General features: G+C 59.9%; 19 protein-coding genes. 16 read left to right on the forward strand and 3 right to left on the reverse strand.

Annotated features, from left to right (window positions below; all coding sequences use genetic code 11):
* Positions 1-59 precede the first annotated feature (59 nt).
* Entirely contained in the window at positions 60-941 is an 882-nt protein-coding gene (gene prpB, locus Q0P52_RS15400) for a methylisocitrate lyase (protein ID WP_293764817.1), read from the reverse strand.
* 249 nt (positions 942-1,190) lie between these two features.
* Between prpB and rpoE the strand changes: the two genes are divergently transcribed.
* The 16 genes from rpoE to nagZ all read left to right on the forward strand — a co-directional run bounded on the left by rpoE (position 1,191) and on the right by nagZ (position 13,759).
* Positions 1,191-1,790: an RNA polymerase sigma factor RpoE gene (rpoE, locus tag Q0P52_RS15405; protein ID WP_293764816.1), complete on the forward strand. Its 600-nt coding sequence runs from the start codon at positions 1,191-1,193 to the stop codon at positions 1,788-1,790.
* Between the two features lie 2 nt (positions 1,791-1,792).
* Entirely contained in the window at positions 1,793-2,266 is a 474-nt protein-coding gene (locus Q0P52_RS15410) for an RseA family anti-sigma factor (RefSeq protein ID WP_293764815.1), read from the forward strand.
* 29 nt (positions 2,267-2,295) lie between these two features.
* A complete protein-coding gene (locus tag Q0P52_RS15415; protein ID WP_293764814.1) occupies positions 2,296-3,222 on the forward strand; it encodes a MucB/RseB C-terminal domain-containing protein in 927 nt (308 codons plus the stop codon).
* 181 nt (positions 3,223-3,403) lie between these two features.
* Positions 3,404-4,819 carry a DegQ family serine endoprotease gene (locus Q0P52_RS15420; protein ID WP_293764813.1) on the forward strand — a complete coding sequence of 472 codons (1,416 nt, stop codon included), beginning with the start codon at positions 3,404-3,406 and terminating at the stop codon, positions 4,817-4,819.
* Complete coding sequence (locus Q0P52_RS15425) at positions 4,816-5,055, forward strand: glutaredoxin family protein (RefSeq protein WP_293764812.1); 240 nt, start codon at positions 4,816-4,818, stop codon at positions 5,053-5,055. The genes Q0P52_RS15420 and Q0P52_RS15425 overlap by 4 nt, the downstream gene beginning before the upstream one ends.
* Before the next feature lie 65 nt (positions 5,056-5,120).
* Positions 5,121-6,914 carry a translation elongation factor 4 gene (gene lepA, locus Q0P52_RS15430; RefSeq protein WP_293764811.1) on the forward strand — a complete coding sequence of 598 codons (1,794 nt, stop codon included), beginning with the start codon at positions 5,121-5,123 and terminating at the stop codon, positions 6,912-6,914.
* Positions 6,915-7,886, forward strand: a complete 972-nt coding sequence (gene lepB / locus Q0P52_RS15435) for a signal peptidase I (protein WP_293764810.1) — start codon at positions 6,915-6,917, stop codon at positions 7,884-7,886.
* A gap of 29 nt (positions 7,887-7,915) precedes the next feature.
* Positions 7,916-8,275, forward strand: a complete 360-nt coding sequence (locus tag Q0P52_RS15440; protein WP_293764809.1) for a DUF4845 domain-containing protein — start codon at positions 7,916-7,918, stop codon at positions 8,273-8,275.
* 7 nt (positions 8,276-8,282) lie between these two features.
* Positions 8,283-8,993 carry a ribonuclease III gene (gene rnc / locus Q0P52_RS15445; protein ID WP_293764808.1) on the forward strand — a complete coding sequence of 237 codons (711 nt, stop codon included), beginning with the start codon at positions 8,283-8,285 and terminating at the stop codon, positions 8,991-8,993.
* A complete protein-coding gene (era, locus tag Q0P52_RS15450) occupies positions 8,990-9,880 on the forward strand; it encodes a GTPase Era (RefSeq protein ID WP_293764807.1) in 891 nt (296 codons plus the stop codon). Before rnc ends, era begins: the two co-directional genes overlap by 4 nt.
* A gap of 4 nt (positions 9,881-9,884) precedes the next feature.
* A complete protein-coding gene (locus Q0P52_RS15455) occupies positions 9,885-10,220 on the forward strand; it encodes an antibiotic biosynthesis monooxygenase (RefSeq protein WP_293764806.1) in 336 nt (111 codons plus the stop codon).
* Positions 10,217-10,942: a DNA repair protein RecO gene (recO, locus tag Q0P52_RS15460; protein WP_293764805.1), complete on the forward strand. Its 726-nt coding sequence runs from the start codon at positions 10,217-10,219 to the stop codon at positions 10,940-10,942. The genes Q0P52_RS15455 and recO overlap by 4 nt, the downstream gene beginning before the upstream one ends.
* Positions 10,943-10,964: 22 nt before the next feature.
* Positions 10,965-11,702 (forward strand): pyridoxine 5'-phosphate synthase, encoded by a 738-nt coding sequence (gene pdxJ, locus Q0P52_RS15465; RefSeq protein WP_293764804.1) that lies wholly within the window; start codon positions 10,965-10,967, stop codon positions 11,700-11,702.
* A complete protein-coding gene (locus tag Q0P52_RS15470) occupies positions 11,702-12,262 on the forward strand; it encodes a metal-dependent hydrolase (RefSeq protein ID WP_293764803.1) in 561 nt (186 codons plus the stop codon). Before pdxJ ends, Q0P52_RS15470 begins: the two co-directional genes overlap by 1 nt.
* On the forward strand, positions 12,259-12,639 hold the full coding sequence (gene acpS / locus Q0P52_RS15475) for a holo-ACP synthase (RefSeq protein WP_293764802.1): 381 nt from the start codon (positions 12,259-12,261) through the stop codon (positions 12,637-12,639). The genes Q0P52_RS15470 and acpS overlap by 4 nt, the downstream gene beginning before the upstream one ends.
* A 37-nt stretch (positions 12,640-12,676) precedes the next feature.
* On the forward strand, positions 12,677-13,759 hold the full coding sequence (gene nagZ, locus Q0P52_RS15480) for a beta-N-acetylhexosaminidase (RefSeq protein WP_293764800.1): 1,083 nt from the start codon (positions 12,677-12,679) through the stop codon (positions 13,757-13,759).
* 76 nt (positions 13,760-13,835) lie between these two features.
* On the opposite strand, the gene Q0P52_RS15485 is transcribed toward nagZ, so the two are convergent.
* On the reverse strand, positions 13,836-15,008 hold the full coding sequence (locus tag Q0P52_RS15485) for an HD domain-containing phosphohydrolase (protein ID WP_293764798.1): 1,173 nt from the start codon (positions 15,006-15,008) through the stop codon (positions 13,836-13,838).
* Between the two features lie 103 nt (positions 15,009-15,111).
* The gene (locus tag Q0P52_RS15490) at positions 15,112-16,248 is read right to left on the reverse strand and encodes an HD domain-containing phosphohydrolase (RefSeq protein WP_293764796.1); all 1,137 of its coding nucleotides are present in this window, start codon (positions 16,246-16,248) and stop codon (positions 15,112-15,114) included.
* Positions 16,249-16,297 lie beyond the last annotated feature (49 nt).

Below are 16,297 nucleotides of genomic sequence, written 5' to 3' on the forward strand. Positions count from 1 at the left end.
CTCCGGGTATCGCCTCTAACGGGTGGAATGTCCGGAGCCAGCCTGTCGGATGGAAAGCCTTACTTGTTCTTGCCTTCGGCAAACAGCGCGTCCAGCTTCTGCTCGTAGTTGTGGTAGCCCAGGTGGTCGTAGAGTTCCATGCGGGTTTGCATGGTATCCAGCACGCCTTTCTGGGTGCCGTCGCGACGCAGGGTTTCATAGACGTTCAGCGCCGCCTTGCTCATGGCGCGGAAGGCGGAAAGCGGGTAGAGCACCAGTGATACGCCGTTTTCGCCCAGCTCTTCTGTGGTGAACAGCGGGGTGGAGCCAAACTCGGTGATGTTGGCCAGTACCGGCACCTTCACCGCTTCGGCAAACCGGCGGTACATCGCCAGATCGGTCATGGCTTCAGGGAAAATCATGTCGGCGCCGGCCTCTACGCAGGCCACGGCGCGCTCGATGGCGGCGTCCAGCCCTTCCACGGCCAGCGCGTCGGTACGCGCCATGATGACGAAGCTATCGTCGCGGCGGGCGTCGGTGGCGGCTTTCACCCGGTCAACCATTTCTTCCTGACTGACGATGGCTTTGTTGGGACGATGGCCACAGCGCTTTTGCTGCACCTGGTCTTCAATATGCACGGCGGCGGCGCCGGCTTTTTCCAGATTGCGGATGGCGCGGGCAATATTGAAAGCGCCCCCCCAGCCGGTGTCGATGTCCACCAGAAGCGGCAGCTCGGTCACGTCGGTGATGCGGCGCACATCGATCAGCACGTCTTCAAGGGTAGTGATGCCAAGGTCGGGAATGCCGCAAGAACATGCCGCCACGCCGCCGCCGGACAAGTACAGGGACTTGAATCCGCTATGTTCGGCCAAACGTGCAGTATAGGCATTGACGGCACCCACAACCTGCAGCGGTTTTTCCTGTTCTACGGCGAGGCGGAATCGTTGTCCGGGAGTGCTCATGGCGTCGTCCTTGGCTGTCTGGTAAATTTTGGAATCATTCAAGCAAGTGCTTGGTTGGAGTGTAATCACTCTACTGACCCAGCGCAAGCAGGCTGTGCGTGAATGTTCAAGTTTTGGCCCGGCTCTGGTATGGTTCGCACCAGAAATAATGCTCGGGGAACTTCAAGACACGCGCCATGGTCTAGTGTTGAGTCCATAGCATCACCACAACACTAAACCCGTGGACACATCAGGGAGCATTACAACGACATGAGTGATCGTGAGATCGATCAACAGTTGGTGGAGCGTGCCCAGCGAGGTGAAAAAAGAGCTTTCGATCTGCTTGTTGCTAAATATCAGCGACGTCTGGCCAGGTTGTTGTCACGTTTCATTCGCGACGGTTCGGACATCGAAGATGTAACGCAAGAGGCGTTTGTCAAAGCGTATCGTGCCTTGCCGTCCTTTCGCGGCGAGAGTGCTTTTTACACATGGCTTTACAGGATTGGCATCAATACCGCCAAGAATTTCCTGAGTTCATCGGGGCGTCGCCCCGTCGTTCACAGCGAGTTCGAAGACGAGGATGGCGAAAGTTTCGACCTGGCTTCCCAGGTGCCGGACTTCAACACCCCCGAAACCGAAATGATGAACAAGGAAATCGTGGCGACGGTCAATGCGGCCGTGGAGGCTTTGCCGGAGGAGCTACGTACCGCCATCACGCTGCGCGAGATGGATGGACTGTCCTACGATGAAATCGCCAAGGTCATGAACTGTCCGATAGGCACCGTGCGTTCCCGTATTTTCCGGGCGCGCGAGGCTATTGCTGCTGAACTGAGGCCATTGCTGGATACGGCCAAAAACAGAAGGTGGTAGGTATGAAAGAGACGATATCCGCGCTGATGGACAGCGAGCTGGATGGGCAGCAGTCGCAAAAGGCGATCGGCGCAATTTGCGCAGACGAAGGCCTGAAGCGCGCTTGGGATGAATACCATCTGATCGGCGAGGCCATGCGGTCGGGCAGCCATCTGTCCGTAAACGTAAGTCGGCAAGTTGCCGACAGGTTGGCGGAAGAGCCTACCGTGCTGGCTCCGCGTCGCTGGTTTGCTCCGATACGCACCCGCAGGGCGGGCGCGGTGGCGCTGGCCGCCAGTGTCAGCTTTGCCGCGGTCGTGGGGTGGCAGCAGCTTTCCCATAACGGTTCGCCGGCGGGCATGATGGCCGACAGGGGCGTGCCTGTCGCCGCGCAAGCAATGCAGGATCGCGATGATCTCTATCTTTCCGCTCACCAGGAAATGACGGCGGATCAGAGCGTGTACAAGGTATCCTACGGCAACGGAGCACGTCGTTGATGCGATTGTTTTTATTGTCCGGAATCGTGATGATGGGGGCGGCTGTGGCCGCCCAGGCGGATGATGATTGGCAGGTAGTGCGCAAGGCGGCGGTGGCTGCAAGGCAGCAACCGTTGTCCGGTACCTACTTGCATCAGATGAACAACTCGCTTGAGACTTTCCGCATGGTGCGTTCGGGCGCTGGCGACGCCGTGCAGGAAAAGCGCGCCTCGCTGGATGGCCCTTCCCGCGAGATTGTGCGCAATGGTCTGGAGCTGACCTGTTACGCGCCGGACAAAAAGTCGCTGGCTGCGGCGAAGATCAGCGCCATGCGACTCTTTCCTGCGTTGCTGCCGGATGATATAGGCAACATCGCACAGTCTTATTCCGTGAAAAAATCCGGCAAGGACCGGGTGGCGCAAAAAGACTGCAATTGGGTTGATCTCAAGCCCAAGGATAAACAGCGCTTTGTGCAGCGCATGTGCCTTGAGTCCGCCACGCTGCTTCCCTTGAAGATTGTCACGCAGAATGGCACCGGCGATGTCATAGAGCAGTTCACTTTTACCGATATCGATCTGCAGTCTCCCAAAGACAAAAACCTGTTCAAGCCGCAATACAAGCTGAGTTACGTCTTGCGCAGCGCCAGTGCGCCGCCGTTGACCATTGATCCCGACGCGCAAAATGAAGTGACTGGGATGCCGGCTGGTTTCAAGTTGCTGCGCGCGGTGCAGCGGAGTTTGCCGGGGCAGCCTGATCGTCAGGTACGGCACATGGTGTATAGCGACGGGCTGGTGATGCTGTCCTTGTTCATCGAGCCTCAAGGCGAGGCCAAGTCAGAGCGCGTGGTGAACCTGCATGGCGCGGTCAATATGGCAACGGCGGAGCAAGGTGACTATCAGGTAACACTGGTGGGTGACATGCCTGAGCCGGTGATGCTGGGCATGATCAAGAATCTCAAGATAGCGCTCAAACCATAGCCGGCGAGAGGCCGGGCCCGGGAGGGCCTGGTCTCAGTGTTGTTGCAGAACAATACGACGATATTTTCCAAGCGGCGCTTAAGTTGGTCGCTACCTGCGCCATGGTTTGTGGCGCAGTGTCTTTCAGGCCTGAGATGATTGTCGAGTCAGGCTGTATGCCTAAATTCAAGATGGAGCGAACATGCCAATCAAGAAGCTGATTGTGTCCGCCATGTTGGCGGTGTCTGTGTTGACAATTGCAGCGCCGGCGGCAATGGCCGCCGATTTGCCGGACTTTACACGGATTGTGGAGAGTGAAGGGCGGGCAGTGGTGAACGTCAGTACGACAGCAACTGTGCGTGAAAATGTCAGCATGGTGCCGCAAGGCATGGAGGGCGACCCGTTCTTTGAATTCTTCCGCCGTTTTGCGCCGCAGCAACAGCAGGAGCGCAAAGAAAGCTCGCTGGGTTCCGGTTTCATTATCTCCAAAGATGGCTATGTCTTGACCAATGCGCATGTGGTGGCGCGCGCCGATGAGATTACTGTCAAGCTGACCGACAAGCGCGAGTTCAAGGCCAAGGTGATTGGTTCGGATGCGCGGACTGATGTGGCGCTGTTGAAGATAGACGCCAACGATTTGCCGGTGGTGCGTATGGCCGACGTGGCCAACCTCAAGGTTGGCGAGTGGGTGCTGGCGATCGGCTCACCGTTTGGCTTTGACAATACGGTGACCTCCGGCATCGTGTCCGCCAAGAATCGGATGCTGCCTGACGAGAATTTCGTTCCCTTCATTCAGACCGACGCTGCGGTGAATCCGGGCAATTCCGGCGGCCCTTTGTTCAACCTGCGCGGCGAAGTGGTGGGCATCAACTCCCAAATCTACAGCCGCTCCGGCGGTTTCATGGGCATTTCCTTTTCCATTCCGATTGATGTCGCCATGAATGTGGCCGACCAGTTGAAGGCCAAGGGCAAGGTGAGTCGTGGCCGTATTGGCGTGGCCATTCAAGAGTTGAGCAAGGATTTGGCTGCTTCGTTTGGTCTGGGCAAGCCGAATGGCGCTCTGATCAATGATGTGGAAAAGAAAAGTCCTGCGGAGAAAGCAGGCTTGCGTACTGGCGATATCGTCTTGTCGGTGGGTGGTCAGCCGGTGGAGTCGTCCTCGGATCTGCCTCGCCTGATCGGCAACATTCAGCCGGGCAAGCCGGTGGCGATGGAAGTCTGGCGCAATCGCGCTCGCACCACGGTGACCGTCGTGCCTGAAGAGCTGAAGAACGAAGACCCGCGCATAGCGCAGCGTGAATACAAAGGTCAGCAGCAGGCTCCCGAGTCCCGCAGCATGAATCAGGTGGGTCTGGCCCTGGCTGAACTCACCCCGCAGCAATTGTCGAAATTGGGCGTCAAGTATGCATTGCTTGTGCAGCGTGCCAGCGGCGCTGCCGCGCGTGCGGGCCTTCTGCCGGGTGATGTGATTCTTGGTGTCGGCGGCGAGGCAATCAGCAGTTTTGCCCAGTTCAAGTCTGTGATTGCCGGCGCGGCCAAGGGTAGCACCTTGGCTTTGCAGATCAATCGCCGCGGCATGATCGTGTTTGTGCCCCTGACCGTGGGGGCGGCGGAATGAGGCTGACGCTGTATTTTCGGGAGTACTGCAGTTTGTGCCACCAGATGTTGGCCGAACTCAAGCCCTGGCAAGCCAGATACGGGTTTGAGCTTGATGTGGTGGATGTGGACGCAGACCCGGAGCTGGAAGCCCGCTTCAATGAATTGGTGCCGGTGTTGATGGATGGCGACAAGGAAATCTGTCACTGGCATCTCGACGTCACTGCGCTGGCTGCACATTTGGGCGAAATCGGCTAAAATCCGCGCCAGTGTGAGTGATCTCAAGGGCACGCGAGCGTGCCCTTCTCTTTTGCTGGATATCGATGAAACACATCAGAAACTTTTCGATCATTGCCCATATTGACCATGGCAAGTCGACCCTGGCCGACCGCTTCATTCAGTATTGCGGCGGCCTCGAATTGCGTGAAATGAGTGCTCAGGTGCTCGACTCGATGGATATCGAGAAAGAACGCGGCATTACCATCAAGGCGCAGACGGCCGCCCTGCAGTACAAGGCGCGCGACGGCCAGATCTACAACCTCAACCTGATCGATACCCCGGGGCATGTGGACTTCTCCTACGAAGTGTCCCGTTCCCTGTCCGCGTGCGAAGGCGCGCTGCTGGTGGTGGATGCTTCTCAGGGCGTTGAGGCGCAAACCGTGGCTAACTGCTACACCGCCATTGATCTTGGCGTTGAAGTGGTGCCGGTGCTGAACAAGATTGACCTGCCTGCCGCCGAACCCGAGCGCGTGAGCCAGGAAATCGAAGACATCATCGGCATCGAGGCCATCGACGCCGTGCGAGCTTCGGCCAAGTCCGGCATCGGCATAGAAGATATCCTCGAGACCGTGGTCAGCAAGATCCCGCCGCCGAAGGGCAATCCGGACGGCCCGCTCAAGGCGCTGATCGTTGATTCGTGGTTTGACAACTACGTTGGCGTGGTGATGCTGGTGCGCGTGGTGGACGGCGAAGTAAAGCCCAAGGACAAGATCAAGTTCATGGCTACCGGCGCAGAGCATCTGGTGGAGCAGGTGGGCGTGTTCTCGCCCAAGTCCGTGCAACGCGATGCCTTGAAAGCGGGCGAGGTGGGTTTCATCATCGCCGGTATCAAGGAGCTGAAGTCGGCCAAGGTGGGCGATACCATAACCTTGCTGAAAGAGCCGGCCGCAGAGGCCTTGCCGGGCTTCAAGGAAGTTCAGTCTCAGGTATTCGCCGGTCTGTACCCGGTGGAAAGCCATGACTACGAAGCGCTGCGCGATGCGCTGGAAAAGCTGCAACTGAATGATGCTTCGCTGAAGTTTGAGCCGGAAGTGTCGCAGGCGCTGGGCTTCGGCTTCCGTTGCGGTTTCCTGGGCCTGTTGCACCTGGAAATCGTGCAAGAGCGTCTTGAGCGCGAATTCGACATGGACCTCATCACCACCGCGCCGACCGTGGTGTACGAAGTGGTGATGAAAGATGGCAGCATCATCGAAGTGGAAAACCCGTCTCGCCTGCCGGACGTCGGTCGCATCGAGGAAATTCGCGAGCCCATCATCACGGCACACATTCTGGTGCCGCAGGATTATGTTGGCGCAGTGATTACGCTGTGTACGCAAAAACGCGGCGTCCAGAAGAACATGCAGTACCTGGGCCGCCAGGTAATGCTCACCTACGACATGCCGATGAACGAAGTGGTGATGGACTTCTTTGACAAGCTCAAATCCACCAGCCGCGGCTATGCTTCGCTGGACTACGAGTTCAAGGAATTCCAGTGCGCCGATCTGGTGAAGCTGGATGTGCTGGTCAATAGCGAGAAGGTGGATGCCTTGTCGCTGATCGTGCATCGCGCCTCCAGCCAGTATCGCGGTCGCGAACTGGTGGCGAAGATGCGAGAGCTGATCCCGCGGCAGATGTTCGACATCGCAGTGCAGGCCGCCATCGGTGGTCATATTGTCGCGCGCGAAACCGTGAAGGCATTGCGCAAAAACGTTTTGGCCAAGTGTTACGGCGGCGATATCACGCGTAAGAAAAAGCTGCTGGAAAAGCAAAAAGCCGGCAAGAAGCGCATGAAACAAGTCGGCAATGTGGAAATTCCGCAAGAAGCATTCCTTGCGATCCTTCAAGTAGGGGACAAATAAGTGGGCGAGAACCTGTTCTGGGTATCTGTGGTAGCAGTAGTCATCGGCATGTTGCTGGTGGCGTTCGGCGGCCAGCGCGAGCCGGGGGCCAAGGATTGGCCCGCTTCGGTGCAGTGGGGGTACTTGGCGCTGGTGATCGGCGGCTTCGGCGTGCTGGCCAACTACATGAGCTTCACCGCCGTCATGCTGGTGTTCGTGCTGATCACCGGGGCGGTATGGGCCTTGGACAAGTGGTTGCTGGCAAAGAAGCGCGATGCTTCCGGTGCGCCGACCACCCATTTTGTCGAGTACTCCAGCGGCTTCTTTCCGGTCATTCTGGTGGTGTTCCTGCTGCGCTCCTTCCTGGTGGAGCCGTTCCAGATTCCTTCCAGCTCCATGCGCCCGGGTCTGGTGGTGGGCGACTTCATCCTGGTGAACAAGTTCACCTACGGCATCCGTGTGCCGGTGCTCAACAATGTGGTGGTGCCGGTCAATAAAGTGGAGCGCGGCGATGTGGTGGTGTTCAACTATCCGCCCAACCCGAAGGTGAATTACATCAAGCGCGTTATCGGTCTGTCCGGCGACGTTGTGGAGTACCGCAACAAGCGGCTGACCATCAACGGAAAACCGCTGAAGGACGAGAACGACGGCACCTACGATTACCTTGAACAGGGCATGGCCATGATTCACAACGATCAGTTCAAGGAAACGCTGGACGGCAAGACCTTCAAGACCCTGAACATTCCGGACACGCCTGTGGTGGCGCTGGGACAAGTGTCGGACTTTCCCTACCGCGATCAGTGCCAGTATGATGACAACGGTTTCATCTGCAAGGTGCCTGCCGGCCACTATTTCATGCTGGGCGACAACCGCGACAACAGCCTGGACGGCCGTTACTGGGGTTTTGTCGACGACAAGCTGATGGTGGGCAAGGCCTTCCTGATCTGGATGAACTTCAGCGCGCCGTCCCGTATCGGCACCATGATCCGCTAAGCTGCGGCCTTTCCGTCACAGGGGGACACATGAAGCATAAACAAGGTGGTTTGACGGCGATTTCCGTTATCGTGCTGGTGGCGATTTTCGGCATGATCCTGCTGCTGGCAGGCAAGGTGATTCCGGTTTACAACGAGTACTCGCAAGTGCGCCGGCTGATCACCAAGCTGGCGGAGACGGGTGGCCAGAGCGAGGCGGATATCCGCAAGAATTTTTCGCTGCAGTCTTCCGTCGCGGATATTTCCTCCATCAAGGCGGACAATCTGGTGGTGGTGATCAATGGCAGCGCTGCCTATATCCGGGCTACCTACCGTCGTGAGGTCCCCCTGTTCGCCAATGTTGGCCTGGTGTTCGACTTCGACACCCAGGCTGGTCAGACCCCTCAGTAAGCAAACAGTGACACAGACTGATACCCGTTTCCGGCGCCTGAGCCAGGCGCTGGATTATGCTTTCGGCAAACCCGACTTGCTGCGCCAGGCGCTGACGCACCGCAGCTATGGCGCGTCCAACAACGAGCGCTTCGAGTTTATTGGCGATAGCATTCTCAATTACACCGTTGCCCGCATGCTGTACGACCAGTTCCCAAAGCTGAGCGAGGGCGAGCTGTCGCGTTTGCGCGCCAACCTGGTGAACCAGAATACGCTGGCTGAAATCGCGCACGAACTCAAACTGGGCGACTACCTGTATCTAGGAGAAGGCGAGCTGAAAAGCGGCGGTTTCAACCGGCCGTCCATTCTGGCCGACGCACTGGAAGCCACCTTTGCCGCAGTCAGCTTTGACGCGGACTTCGCGCGGGCGGAAGAGGTGGTGCGTCGTTTGTACCAGCATCGGGTCACCGCAATCGACCCCACCAAACACGCCAAGGACGCCAAAACCCGTTTGCAGGAAGCCCTGCAGGCGCGCAAGTGGTCCTTGCCCAAATACCGTATCCAGTCGCAAACCGGCGAGGCCCACGAGCAGTGGTTCAAGGTGGCCTGCGATCTGGGTGACATCATGATTGAAACCAGCGGGGAGGGCGGCAGCCGTCGCGCCGCCGAGCAGCAGGCCGCCGAGGCGGCGCTGGCCTTGCTGGAACAGAAGCTTGCCCAGAGCAAGAAAAGCGCATGACAGACATCGATTATCACTGTGGCTTCGTGGCCATTGTCGGCCGACCCAATGTGGGAAAGTCGACCCTGATGAACCATCTCATCGGCCAGAAAGTCAGCATCACCTCCAAGAAGGCGCAAACCACGCGCCACCGCGTCAACGGCATTCATACCGAACCGACGGCGCAGTTCATTTTTGTGGATACGCCCGGGTTCCAGACCTTCCACAAAGGCGCGCTGAACGAAACGCTCAACCGCAGTGTGAAAGACACGCTGGGCAGCGTGGACTGCGTGCTGTTTGTGCTGGAAGCGGGTCGCCTGACCGGCGCCGACCGCGAAGTGATGGCCTTGCTGCCCACCAATACCCCGGTGGTGCTGGTGGTGAACAAGCTGGACAAAGTGAAGGACAAGCAGGTGCTGGCCGAATTCATCGATAGCGTCCGCGCCGAATTCTCCTTCACCGATTGCGAAGTGGTCAGCGCCAAGCACGGTCAACGTCTGTCCGAGCTGCTGGATCGCGTGCGTCCGCATCTGCCCAACTCGGTGCCGCTGTATCCGGAAGACATGGTCACCGACAAGAGCGAACGCTTCCTGGCGGCCGAAATCGTGCGCGAGAAACTGTTCCGCTATCTGGGCGAAGAGCTGCCGTACGAGATGAATGTGGAAGTCGAGCAGTTTGAGCTGGATGGCGAGCTGCGCCGCATTCACATCGCCGTGCTGGTGGACAAGGAAAACCAGAAGCCCATCGTCATCGGCAAGGGTGGCGAAAAATTGAAGAAAATCTCTACCGAAGCACGTCTGGACATGGAAAAGCTGTTCGACGGCAAGGTCTTCCTGCAAGTGTGGGTCAAGGTCAAGTCCGGCTGGGCCGACGATGTCCGCTTCCTGCGCGAATTCGGCCTCAACTGATCCCATGCCCAACGCCATGCCGCGCCCGCCTTACTGGGCGGTGATTTTCTCCTCGCTACGCCGTGACGGCGATAACGGTTACGCCGAAATGGCCGACCGCATGGTGAGGTTGGCCGAAGTGCAACCCGGCTTTCTCGGCGCTGAAAGCAGTCGGGATGCTCAGGGTTTCGGCATTACCGTTTCCTATTGGGAAAGTGTGGAAGCCATTGCGGCCTGGCGCGCCAATGCCGAGCATCTGGTGGCGCAAAAGCTGGGGCGCGAAGTGTGGTATGAGCGTTTCTCGCTCAAAGTGGCTCGCGTCGAGCGCGCCTACGATTTTTCCAACGAAGGGACGGAATGAGCCAGCAGGGCAAGGTGGACCGGCAAGCCGGCTACGTTCTGCATGCCCAGCCGTATCGTGAAACCAGCTTGCTGCTGGAAATCTTCACGCCCAATCATGGCCGCCTCACCTTGGTGGCGCGCGGCGCGCGCCGCCCGCGTGCCGATGTGCGCGGCATTCTGCTGCCGTTTCAGCCGCTGACGCTAGCGTGGTTCGGCAAGACCGAAGTCCGTACCCTGCATACCGCCGAATGGAACGGCGGCGTGCCGCAACTGTCCGGTCTGCGTCTGGTGTGCGGCTTCTATCTGAACGAACTCATGATGAAGCTTACCGCGCGGGACGATCCCGAACCGCGCGCCTACGCGGTGTATGATGAGGCGGTGCGCGCGCTGGCCGCCGGCAAGCCCTTGTCGGCCGTGCTGCGGCGCTATGAGTTGCGTTTGATGCAAACCCTGGGCTATGCGCCGTCCTTTGGCCGGGACGCTGAAGGCGAGGCGGTGTTGGCCGAAGAGGACTACCTGTGCCGTCCTGGCGAATTTCCCCAGCGCGACCAAGGATTCGACGGTGACGGCTTGCGCCTTGCCGGACGCAGTCTGCTGGCTATCGAAGCGGACGATTACGCCGAACCTGCTACTCGTCGTGAAGCGCGCTTGCTGACGCGCATGTTGTTGAACGGATTATTGGGCGAGACCCCACTGGCCTCGCGCGAACTCTTGCAGGCCATTCAGGCCATTGCCGACTGAGCCTGCCTTACAGGAGCAAATCATGATTCTGCTTGGTGTGAATATCGATCACGTCGCCACTCTGCGTCAGGCGCGCGGCACCCGCTACCCCAGCCCGGTTGAGGCCGCTCTCGTGGCGGAAACCGCCGGCGCCGACCTCATTACCCTGCATCTGCGCGAAGACCGCCGCCATATCCAGGACGCTGATGTGGTGGCCATGCGTCAAACCATCAAGACACGCATGAATCTGGAAATGGCGATGACGCCGGAGATGCTGGCCAATGCGTTGGCAGTGAAGCCGGAGGATGTCTGCCTGGTGCCGGAAAAACGCGAGGAAGTCACCACTGAAGGCGGTCTGGACGTGCTGACTCATTTCGACGACGTACGCCGCTACACCCAGGCGCTGAACGAAGCCGGCATTCGTGTCTCCATCTTCATCGACCCGGATGCGGCACAGATTCGCAAAGCGCATGAGGCTGGCGCAAGAGTCATCGAGCTGCATACAGGCGCCTACGCCGATGCGGTGCATGCCGCCGAGCGCGACAAGGAGCTGTCGCGCATCCGCGATGCTGCCGCCTTTGGCGCGGGCTTGGGCATGGTGGTGAATGCCGGTCACGGCCTGAATTATCACAATGTTAAGCCTGTGGCCGCCATTCCGGAAATCGCCGAGCTGAACATCGGCCACGCCATTGTCGGCCACGCCTTGTTTGTCGGCTTCTCCGAGGCGGTGCGTGAAATGAAGGCGCTGATGGTGGAAGGGCGCCGCCTGGGGCGCGACTGATGCCCACCATTGTCGGGCATGCGGTGTTTGGCGCCACGCTGGCTCGGTTGCGACTGAGTGGCGTCGCCGACGGCGCTGGCGCATGGCGGGCGCTGACCTTGTGCGGGGCTGCCGCCATGCTGCCTGATCTGGATGTGGTCACTTTCAAACTGGGCATTCCCTATGCCAGCCCCTGGGGGCATCGCGGCTTTTCCCATTCCCTGTTTTTTGCCGCGGCAGCCGCCTTGGTGTTGCTGTGGCTGTCGCGCGGCCTTTGGCCGCGCCTGGGTTTTTCCCTGCGAGCGGGCTTTGTCTTGCTGTTTGGCGTGATCGCCAGCCATGCCTTGCTCGACATGTTTACCGACGCGACCCATGGACCGGCGTTGTTCATGCCCTTCAGTCCGCAGCGTTTTCTGTTGGACTGGCGGCCGATCGAAGGTTCTCCCATTGCTCCCCGATTCTGGATGACGGCCAAGGGTCGGCGCGTAGTCTGGACCGAGGCGCTCTATATCGGCTTGCCCTGCCTTGCACTGATGCTGGCGTGCCGTTGGCGCGAGCGCCGGAAAGACTGCGCGGCATGATCTACGGCATCGGCACCGACATGGTGGAAATCTCCCGCATGGAAAAGCTGCTGGCGCGCTGGGGCGACAAAGCCGCCCGGCGAATCCTCGCGCCGGAAGAGCTGCCGCATTTTGCCTCCGCCAAAGAGCCCGGGCGCATGCTGGCTAAGCGGTTTGCCGTGAAAGAGGCCTTTGCCAAGGCCGTGGGCACCGGGGTGGTGGATCCGGTACTGTTGACCGCAGTTGGCGTCAGTCATAATGAACTGGGTAAGCCGCACCTGGTCGTATCCGACAAGCTGGGGGCTTTTCTCGCGGCGCGCGGGATTGGCGCCATGCACGTCTCCATTACTGATGAAGTCCGGCACGCCATGGCGTTTGTAGTGCTGGAACACGCTTAAATCGCGGGCTATGGCTTTGCTCGCGCAAGGAAAACACATGCAGACTCTTCATGCTCCTCGTGGCCCCGTCATGGTGGATGTGGCCGGTTTTAGTCTTACCGATGAAGAAAAAAGCCGGTTGAGCCACCCGCTGGTGGGCGGCGTGATTCTGTTTCGCCGCAATTTCGAGAATATTGAGCAGCTCAAGGCGTTGACTGCCGAGATCCGCGCTTTGCGCTCGCCGCATTTGCTGATTGCCGTCGATCATGAGGGCGGTCGCGTGCAGCGCTTTCTTGAGGGCTTTACCCGCCTGCCGCCCATGAGCGTACTGGGCGCGCTGTGGGATCAGGCGCCGGATCGCGCCTGCGAAGAGGCTCGCCAGGTGGGCCAGGTATTGGCGGCTGAGCTGCGTGCCTGTGGCGTCGATCTCTCCTTTACTCCCGTGCTGGATCTGGACTGGGGCCGCTGCGCGGTGATCGGCAATCGCGCTTTCCATCGCCAGCCCGAGGTGGTCAGCGCTTTGGCCGAGGCCCTGCAGCAAGGGTTGGCCGAAGGCGGCATGGCTACCTGCGGCAAACATTTTCCCGGCCATGGACACGTGGCGGGCGACAGCCATTTTGTGATGCCGGAAGACAGTCGCAGCCTGGCCCAGCTGGAGGCCGACGACCTGTTGCCTTTTGCTCGCCTGGTGGCCAGAGGCCTGGCCTCGGTGATGCCGGCGCATGTGGTGTATCCGGCGGTGGACAGCCGCCCGGCAGGCTTCTCTCCGATATGGCTGCAGGACATTCTGCGCGGCAAGTTGGGTTTTGACGGCGTGATCTTCTCTGATGATCTGGGGATGGAGGGAGCAGCCGGCGCGGGTGGTTTCGTGCAACGCGCAGAAGCGGCGCTGGCCGCCGGCTGCGACATGGTACTGGTCTGCAACAAACCGGAGCGCGCCGATGAGGTGCTGGCCGGCCTGCAAGCGCCTGCCCAGCCGGAGCTGGCGCGACGCCTGGAAAACATGGCCGGCAAGGGCGAACAGGTGGATTGGGAAGCGCGCGTGCGCAGTCAGTCCTTTGTTGCCATGCAGCAGCGCGTAGCTGCTTTGGGTTTGCCGAAGGATGCGCTGGCAGGCCCCGCGGTGGGCGAGGCGCATTGAGTCGCCGTACTATGCAGCACGCAGTAAAAAAGCCGGCATGCGCCGGCTTTTTTCATGGAGAACCGGGTTGGGCGGCTCAGGCGTGGCCATGCTGGCCGCGCCACAAGCGAGCCAGGTGCGAGGCGCGCACGCCGGCCATGGTGGCCGGGCAGGGCGCCAGTACCTTGTGCGCGGGATTGCTGGTTTCGCGAATCAGCGCGTCGATATAGGCCGGGCCGTCCAGCTTGCGCAGGGCGGCCACTTGCGGTTCGCTGGCCTTGGGGCGACGCGCCAGTACAACGCCGATTTCATTGCTGGCCAGTTTGACGAAGCTGCCGGGCGGATAAATGCCCAGTTCCTTGATCAGCAAGGTGGTGATGGCGGGGTCGAATTCGATGTCCTTGCGCTTGAACAGATGGCCAAGCGCCGTAGCCGGTAGCAGGCCAGGACGGTAGCTGCGCGGCGTGAGTTTGGCGCAGGTGATATCCGCGATGTGCAGGATGTGGCTGAGCGACTGGATTTCTTGCCGCGCCAGCCCATAGGGGTAACCGTTGCCCAGCCACGATTCATGGTGGGTTTGCACCAGCCAGTGCCAGAGTTCGTCCTCTACGCCGGCTTCGCGCAGGATGGCGGAGCTAACCAGTGGGTGGGATTCGATCTGCTGTTCCTGCTCCGGGCTCAAGGCCTCTTGTTGGTGGTGCAGCTGGTTTTGCAGGTCGGAAATCGACATGTTCATGGTCAGCGCGGCGCCCAGCACGCTGTGGCGCTGTTCTTCGCTCAGCGGCATGCGCCGGGTCAGCAGCGCCAGCAGCGCGGCGGTGTGCAAGGCATGTGCCGGGCCGTACTCCTTGAACGGCACTAGCAGCAGGCTGGCGATGACGCCGTCCGGATGGCTTTCCGCCAAGTCGATGACATCGTTGGACAGACGCGCGACGCGCTGGGAAAAGTCGGGTAGTTGCAGCGAGTACTTCAGCAGGGTGCGGGTGCGCTGCTGGAGGAAAGCCATTTCGTGCAGTACGTTTTCGTGCGGGTTTTCCGGGCGTTCGGCCTGCTCCAGCGCGGGTGGCTCGATGCGCTGGCCGTCGGCGGTGTAACCCATCTCCAGCAGTTTTTCACGTTGCAGGCCGGTCAGTACGTAATGGCCCTTGCTGAGCAGAAGGATGCCGTTGCGGGCGTACACATCCAGCGCCAGCTCTTTGCCGACGTTGATCTGTTCCGGGACAACCTTGTCTTGTAATTGTTTTTTGAGGTCTGGGAGCCTGCTGGGCATGGCGGTATCTGGCCGATTGGCGAAAGTAAGCCCCGATTATAGTGCGATGGCATGACTGCGGGTGTGCAATTTCACCCTGGCGCGCAGAAATTTCGGGCGTGGGTCACGCTTTCCACAAACCGGCGAGGAAGGAGATGCGCACCCCGGCCTGCGCAACGGTGCAGGGTCCGGTGATTTTATAGCCGGCGTGAAAGGTTTCCCGCAGCAGCGGTTGCCCATAAGCGGGGCCATCGACCTTGCGCAAGGCAGCCACCAGCGGCTCGCTGGGGCGATGCGGCCTGCGCTGCAACACCACGGCGATTTCATTGCTGGCCAGTTTGACGAAACTGCCGGGCGGGTAAACGCCCAGTTCGCGGATCAGCATGGCGGTGAAGTTGGCGTCGAAATCCACGTCCTTGCGAGTAAAGACATTACCCAGCGCGGCAGCGGGCAGTTGCGCCGGACGATAGCGGCGCGGCGTGAGCTTGGCGCAGACGATATCGGCCAGGTGCAACAGGTGGGCCGGCGGCAGTATCTGTTCTCGCGGCAGGCCATAGGGATAGCCGGTGCCTTGCCAGTTCTCGTGATGAGATTGCACCAGCGTGTGCCACAGCTCGTCCTCGATGCCGGCTTCGCGCAGGATGGCGGAGCTGAGCAAGGGGTGAGCGTTGATCAGTTCGCGCTGATCGTTGTGCGGCTGTTCCTGTTGGGCGAAAAGCGCGTTGTGCAGCTCCAGCTTGGAGATATTCATGGTGAGCGCCGCGCACAGCAGTGTTTCGCGGTGGCCGGCCGGCAACCGCAGGCGGCCGGTGAGCAGGGCCAGCAAGCTGGCGGTGTGCGCGGCGTGGGCCGGCGAATATTCCTGGAAAGGCAGCAAGAGCAGGGCGGCGATCAGTCCGTCGGGATTCCGCTCTGAAAGGGTGATGATGTCGGCGGCGATGGCGCGCACGCGCTGTTCCAGCTGGGGGAGGCGCAGGGCATTGTGCAGCAGGTTGCGCACGCGCTGATGCAGGAACATCACCTCATCAAACAGTGATTGGGTCTTGTGATCGTTGAGGTCCGGTTTTTCCACCGGTTTGGCTTCGATTTTCTGGTCGGTGTAGCCCATGTTGACCAGTTTTGCCTTCATGTCCGGCGTCAGTACGTAATGGCCGCGCTTGAGGAGTAGCAGGCCGTTCTTGGCGTAGACGTTCATCGCCAGTTCCTGGCCGATGATGATGGCGCTGGATTTCAGCTTATCGTTGTGCGCGTTGTCTTTCATGTCGCCGGCCCGCTCCGGTGGCATCGTGGAATGAACAAAATGCCGGATG

This window comes from uncultured Aquitalea sp. (assembly GCF_945957525.1).
In the GTDB taxonomy this organism is placed as follows: domain Bacteria; phylum Pseudomonadota; class Gammaproteobacteria; order Burkholderiales; family Chromobacteriaceae; genus Aquitalea.